Below are 246 nucleotides of genomic sequence, written 5' to 3'. Positions count from 1 at the left end.
CAGGTGGCGGCTTCCTGCCGGACATCGCCAATATCTTTCCGGACGAAGGGCAGGCCGGATCGATCATGTACAATCAGGTAAAGATGTCGGCCGAGAATATCGCGCAGATCGCCGTCGTTCACGGCCCCTCGACCGCCGGCGGCGCTTACATGCCGGCGCTCTGCGACGACACCGTCATCATCCGCAATCAGGGCGCCATGTTCCTGGGCGGACCGCAACTGGTCTATGCCGCGACCCAGGAAGAGG

The 246-nt window shown here is 63.0% G+C and carries 1 protein-coding gene; it reads left to right on the top strand.

Annotated features, from left to right (window positions below; translation table 11 throughout):
- On the top strand, window positions 1-246 hold a 246-nt coding region (locus tag G8O24_RS43370; RefSeq protein ID WP_283815677.1), incomplete at both ends, for a carboxyl transferase domain-containing protein.

The sequence above is a fragment of the Bradyrhizobium campsiandrae genome (assembly GCF_014529705.1).
Taxonomy (GTDB): domain Bacteria; phylum Pseudomonadota; class Alphaproteobacteria; order Rhizobiales; family Xanthobacteraceae; genus Bradyrhizobium; species Bradyrhizobium campsiandrae.
Note: the sequence above shows the minus strand (reverse complement) of the source record. Positions and strands in the feature narration are given on the sequence as shown.